Source organism: Nocardia carnea (assembly GCF_029868855.1).
GTDB lineage: Bacteria > Actinomycetota > Actinomycetes > Mycobacteriales > Mycobacteriaceae > Nocardia > Nocardia carnea_A.
On record NZ_JARWOV010000044.1, the window covers coordinates 1 to 5,542 of the forward strand.

Here is a 5,542-nt window from a genome sequence, read left to right on the forward strand (position 1 = left end):
AAAAACCCCCCCCGGCAAAAATCCGGGGTTGTGCCCCCCCCCCCCCCTCTTGCTCGGGCCCCCCCCGCGGGCGCCCCGGGTCGGGGCCCTGTTAACCCCTGGTCTTCACTCCTACGCTCCTCCGCTTCGCTCCCCCGCTCCGTCGCTCCAGACCAGGGGCGGGCCCCGACCACGGAGGTGATCGGATCCCGGGAGGTTCACGTTGCCCCAGTTCGACCCGGCCTGTATCAATCCAGGCTCGAGCCGATCGGCCGCCGGTCCGGCCTGAATCGACGATCAGGCAGGTCCATGTCGACCTCTGGAGATGTCCGATCCGACCGGTGCGGATACCGGACCACAGCGGGCAGGCGTCGAACGGACCGTCTCGCCACGAAGATGTTCGCCGTGAGCCGAGCCGCCTCCGACCGGTCCGCCGCGGACCGGACCGCCATCGGCCGGCTCGAGGTGAACCGACCCGACGCGCTACCCGGAAGTAACGCATCGCGCGGACGACTCCACGGTAACCCGCCGGCCCCGGCGTTCGACCCGCAGGGATGCGCAGATCACCCGCGAAGACATGACGGCACTCACCATCACTTGCCTCCATCCGAGTGGGTACGCCCCGGGAACGAACCGAAACGCGCTACGTTCGAAGGGTGAGCACCGCTACCCCGTCATCAGAATTCATCCCCGCCGACTACGTCGTCGCAGTCGATCACGTCGGCATCGCCGTGCCCGATCTGGACACGGCCGTGGCCTGGTATGCCGAGAACCTCGGCCTGGTCGAAACCCACCGTGAGGTCAACGACGAACAGGGCGTCCAGGAAGCGATGCTGTCCGCACCCGCCGCCGAGGACGATTCGACTGCTCTGCAGTTGCTGGCACCGCTCGACGAGACCTCCACCATCGCGAAGTTCATCGACCGCAGCGGACCCGGCCTGCAGCAGTTGGCCTTCCGGGTCACCGATATCGACGCCGTTTCCGCATATCTGCGCGATCGCGGAGTGCGTTTGCTGTACGAGGCGCCGCGCCGCGGAACCGCCGACTCCCGCATCAATTTCGTCCATCCGAAGGATGCTGGCGGTGTGCTGGTCGAGTTGGTCGAGCCGGACCCGAATGTTACGCACTAGTATCGTAATCGGACCGTTAGGCATACCTCCGATAACATTCCCGGTCGGCTCACCATGCGCCGGTCTCAGGCTGTAGTTTGTTGGCCATGTCGTCACCCGAGTCCGATCGCAATCGCTTCGTTGCGCTGCCCTTCACCGTCGTGCGCAAGGGTTATGCGCAAGACGAGGTACGTAACTATTTCGACCGTTTCGATGCCGAGTTGCGGGTCACCGCCACCGACCGCGATGCCGCTGCCGCCCAGGCCCGCAACCTCGCCAGTCAGCTGGAGGATGCCCGCGACGAAATCGACGAGCTCCGTAAGGAAGTCGACCGGCTGTCCGTCCCGCCGACCACCGCGGAAGGGATGAGCGATCGCATCTCCCGGATGCTGCGATTGGCTTCCGACGAGGCCTCCGAGGTCCGCGCGCTCGCGCAGGCCGAGGCCGCGGAGATGGTCTCCATCGCCGAGCAGCAGGCCGCGGAGATGCGCGGTAAGTACGAATCGCTGCTCGCCGAGACCAAAGAGAAGCGCGAAGCCCTCGAAATCGAGTACGAGCAGACCCTCGCGAACGCGCGTACCGAATCCTCGAAGATCATCGAAGCCGCCCAGGCCGAGGCCGAACGCCTCGCCAAGGAGTCCGAGGCCAAGCGCAAGGCCACTCAGCAGGACTTCGAGGTCACCATGGCCGAGCGTCGCACCAAGCTGACGCGCGCCATGGAGGAGCTGGAGGCCACCAGCCGCGCCGAGGCCGCCCAGCGGATCAAGGACGCCACCGACGAGGCCAACCGTCTCATCACCTCCGCCACCCAGACCTCCGAGCGCAAGATCGCGCACGCCAAGGAACTGGCCGAGGAGATGCGCGTTCTGCGTGGCCGCGTCCTGGCCCAGCTGCTCGGTATCCGTGGTCAGCTCGACTCGGTGCCCGCCATGCTCGCCGCCGTCAACCGGGAGAGCGAACTGCTCGACGGGGTGCCCGAACAGTCGCGTAAATCCATCGGCAGTGGGCAGAACAAGTCGGTCTCCGGCCGTAACAATCAGAAGGCGATCCCCGAGGTGAACGCCGAAGACGAGTCGGAAGATATCGTCGACGAAGAACGCGAAAACGCCGACATCAGCAACTAGAGCTCCCTCAGAGCTGCTGTCGGAACGTGTACGGCGACACGACAAATCACTCCGAAGGCCGCCCCCCCCGGGGCGGCCTTCCTCATATCCGGTAACCCTCCGCCCTCCGCCCTCCGCTGCGAGCGAAGTCCCCTTCTCTCCCTCCGCGCTTGCTGCCGCCCTCGATGCGGCGGCGAGAACCGCCCGCACGGCCGGAGCCTGTGCACAACAGAACCGTGGCAGTCGCTGGTTGCCGCGGCACAAGGCGCATGTCCGCCCCGCCAACGCTTTGGATCCCGCCGTTCGACGAGGTCGGACGCCGAGTAATGGGCACACCATCATCAACAGAACAACGCCCGGAACACGTCTGCGCCGTAACTCTGGGCCGGGGCACTCTCGCCAGGTAGCCATCCCACCGCGAGCCGGCACGGCAGGCAGGGCACCGCCACTTCCCGCCTTCAGCTGAAGCTGCGGTTGCGGACGGTGGCCGCGATCTGCCCGGCCATGCAGGAGCCCACCCCCGTGGAACCGTCTTCCGGTGGTGCCGGCCGGACCGCGTGCCCACGCCACCGGCCGGCGGGGATGCCGATCACGGGTTCGGATCGAGACCCGCCGTCGCCCACCAGGCTTCTACGGTGTCCGGCAAGATGTTGGTGATGACCGTGAGGGGCCGGGTGGGTGGTCTGCCGCCTGGCCGGGCAGGGCTAAGACCACCGCCGGGTGATGCCGCGGGTACCCCGGCCGTTCCAGCAGCCGCTGTGCCAGTGCCGGCGATCCGTTTCGCCGCTACCGGCCGGCCAGGCCACCACATGGGCGACCCCGGGCATGACCTCGTGATCGCAGCCCGGGCAGCGGTACCGTCTCACCGCTCGTGCGCCCGGCACCGTCCGCACCACGTACTCGTCGCCGTCCGGTCCGGCTTCGGTCCGGCGATAGACGTCGCCCAGCCCGGTGCCCAGCCGCTGCGGCTGCGCCCCGTAACGCCCGCTGCGCGGTTTTCGTCGTGGCATGCCTCTAGCTTAGAAGAGCCGGAATTCGTTGCTCTCGGTCCCGCGCAGGGCATTGTAATCCAGGGTCAGGCACCGGATCCCGCGGTCCTCGGCCAGCGTCCGCGCCTGCGGTTTGATCTGCTGCGCCGCGAACACCCCGGCCACCGGCGACAGCAGCGGATCTCGGTTCAGCAGCTCCAGGTAGCGCGTCAGCTGCTCCACCCCGTCGATCTCGCCCCGCCGTTTGATCTCCACCGCGACCGTCCGCCCGTCCGCATCCCGGCACAGCAGGTCCACCGGTCCGATCGCCGTCATGTACTCCCGCCGGATCAGGCTGAACCCCGAGCCCAGGGTTTCCACATGCTCGGCAAGCAACTCCTGCAGATGCGCCTCGACACCGTCCTTCACCAGCCCGGGATCGACACCGAGTTCATGGCTGGAATCGTGCTCGATCTCCTCGATTCCGATCCGCAACTCCTCCCCCGCCTTGTTGCTCACCACCCACAACGCCTTGAGCTGTCCCGCCACCGCGTCCGGCTCCCGTTCCTCCAGCCAGCACGGCGGACTCATCCAGTTCAACGGCTTGTACGATCCCCCATCGGAATGCACCAGCACCGACCCATCCGCCTTCAGCATCAACAGCCGGCGAGCCATCGGCAGATGAGCGGTCAACCGCCCCACATAGTCGACCTGGCAACGAGCAATCACGAGTCGCATCCGGCAGAGTCTAGGCCCTGTTCACCGAATCGCCCCGCGCGGCCGCCGACCGTTCCGGTCGTCTCACGATCGCCGCTGGACCAGCGAGCGGACCGCTGGCACACAGACCGTATCGACACCGGCCGCCGCTGCCAGATACCCGCCCGGCCGACCTGCCGGTGCAGAATCAACGGCGAGGGCGACCGTTTCTCACGCCCGACAGCGGCAGGCATCGCGGAGGTACGACCGGTGTGGATTTCTCGGCTGATCCGCGATGGGTCGGGGCGAATCGTCGACAGCACTCTCGAATTCGCCGCGGACCACAAGCGCCGGACCGGTGAACGGACCGGTGTCATCCGCAACCTACTCGACGAGGTCTCGGACAGGGAGACCGCCGGCGCCGAACGAGTCAGGAGATCGGTAGCGGGCAGCACCGAGAGCGGTCCGGAACCGACCGCGCCGCCGATGACGCGGGTGCGCAAAGAGCTTGGTATCCCGGACCTGACCTCCATGCCCGACCTTCGCACGTTCCTCCGGGGGTCCGCCGCCGACAACAAGCGACTCGAAGCCATATTGTCCGGCCTGAACCACAGGTACGGCCCCTACGACGTGCACACCGCCCGGGCCGACTATCTCGATGACGGAAACGGATTCACCTATCACGCATCGATCCGCGATCCCACCAGGGGGACCACCTCGGCCGAATCCATCGTCGGCATCCTGGAGTGGAAGATCTATGTAGACGACCGGGGAAGAATCGTAGTGGAGAATCGGATGATGGATTTGGACGAGGACGCCACCGGGCAGGGGTTCGCCACTGCGTTCAATTCCGCAATGGAAACCTACTATCGCAGGTCCGGTGTGGACCGGGTGACGGTTTTCGCGACCGACGACGGCGGGTATGTGTGGGCACGCGCCGGCTACGACTTCGACACGTCGCCTGGACGCCTCGAGTCCTCGGTCTCCTCGATCACGGACAAGATCCGCAGTATCTACAACGATTGTTCAGAAGCGGATCGAGTGCAGCTCGACGATATGCTGAGCAGATTCGAGGGGCGAGTGATCGAATACCCGTCGCCGAGTGAACTCGCTGCCCTCTCGGGGGACGACCCAGAGCTCGGCAAAAAATTCATGAAGGGGACAGCATGGTACGGAGTGAGGGTCCTGTGAACGTGACTCCCGCAGAAGAAGAATTCATCCGGGCACGCAGCCGGGCGATGTCCGATGAGTTCATGGCGTTCGTGACCGCACGTGGCCTGGATATGGATACGGCTACCTGGCCCGAAGCGGATCGCCGCGAATTCGACGTCCGTAACCGGGCGCTCATTGCGGAATGGAAGCGTAAGGCCACGGAACTTCCATAGCCGTTACGCCGGCGCCGATACCGACCGACATCACCGGACACAGCAGCCAGAGCGTTCTGCGGCAGTTGTTCATGAACGCGAGCCGATCGGACGGTCGTCGCCGAATGATGAGGTATCCCTGAACGCACTCTAGGGGCCCACGAATGTGGGCCCCTAGAGGGAATTATGTTCCGGCGGTGTCCTACTCTCCCACACCCTGTCGAGTGCAGTACCATCGGCGCTGGCAGGCTTAGCTTCCGGGTTCGGAATGGGACCGGGCGTTTCCCTGCCGCTATAACCGCCGTAACTCTATGAAACTATCC

At 65.8% G+C, this 5,542-nt stretch carries 6 protein-coding genes and 1 rRNA gene; 4 read left to right on the forward strand and 3 right to left on the reverse strand.

From position 1 onward, the window contains the following. Positions 1 to 635 precede the first annotated feature (635 nt). Together mce and QH195_RS03805 are read left to right on the forward strand one after the other, a co-directional pair. Positions 636 to 1,109 (forward strand): methylmalonyl-CoA epimerase, encoded by a 474-nt coding sequence (gene mce / locus QH195_RS03800; RefSeq protein WP_280423017.1) that lies wholly within the window; start codon positions 636 to 638, stop codon positions 1,107 to 1,109. Between the two features lie 86 nt (positions 1,110 to 1,195). Further along, on the forward strand, positions 1,196 to 2,212 hold the full coding sequence (locus QH195_RS03805; protein WP_280423016.1) for a hypothetical protein: 1,017 nt from the start codon (positions 1,196 to 1,198) through the stop codon (positions 2,210 to 2,212). Positions 2,213 to 2,895: 683 nt separating this feature from the next. Here QH195_RS03805 and QH195_RS03810 read toward each other — a convergent pair. Both QH195_RS03810 and nucS read right to left on the reverse strand, forming a co-directional pair. Continuing rightward, entirely contained in the window at positions 2,896 to 3,201 is a 306-nt protein-coding gene (locus tag QH195_RS03810) for an ATP/GTP-binding protein (RefSeq protein ID WP_280434327.1), read from the reverse strand. A 9-nt stretch (positions 3,202 to 3,210) separates the two neighbouring features. Next, a complete protein-coding gene (gene nucS / locus QH195_RS03815; protein WP_280434328.1) occupies positions 3,211 to 3,897 on the reverse strand; it encodes an endonuclease NucS in 687 nt (228 codons plus the stop codon). Between the two features lie 228 nt (positions 3,898 to 4,125). Here nucS and QH195_RS03820 point away from each other — a divergent pair, with 228 nt between their 5' ends. Together QH195_RS03820 and QH195_RS03825 are read left to right on the forward strand one after the other, a co-directional pair. Beyond that, the gene (locus QH195_RS03820) at positions 4,126 to 5,046 is read left to right on the forward strand and encodes a hypothetical protein (protein ID WP_280434329.1); all 921 of its coding nucleotides are present in this window, start codon (positions 4,126 to 4,128) and stop codon (positions 5,044 to 5,046) included. After that, positions 5,043 to 5,240, forward strand: coding sequence for a hypothetical protein (locus QH195_RS03825; RefSeq protein ID WP_280434330.1), 198 nt, complete (start codon positions 5,043 to 5,045; stop codon positions 5,238 to 5,240). Before QH195_RS03820 ends, QH195_RS03825 begins: the two co-directional genes overlap by 4 nt. 168 nt (positions 5,241 to 5,408) lie before the next feature. Here the strand turns inward: QH195_RS03825 and rrf are convergent. Beyond that, a 5S ribosomal RNA gene (gene rrf / locus QH195_RS03830) occupies positions 5,409 to 5,525 on the reverse strand. Positions 5,526 to 5,542: the final 17 nt, after the last annotated feature.

Excerpts from the sequence above, each read along its gene's own strand:
- QH195_RS03810 (WP_280434327.1), bottom strand. The coding sequence starts at position 3,201 with ATGCCACGACGAAAACCGCGCAGCGGGCGTTACGGGGCGCAGCCGCAG.
- QH195_RS03805 (WP_280423016.1), top strand. The coding sequence starts at position 1,196 with ATGTCGTCACCCGAGTCCGATCGCAATCGCTTCGTTGCGCTGCCCTTC.
- nucS (WP_280434328.1), bottom strand. The coding sequence starts at position 3,897 with ATGCGACTCGTGATTGCTCGTTGCCAGGTCGACTATGTGGGGCGGTTG.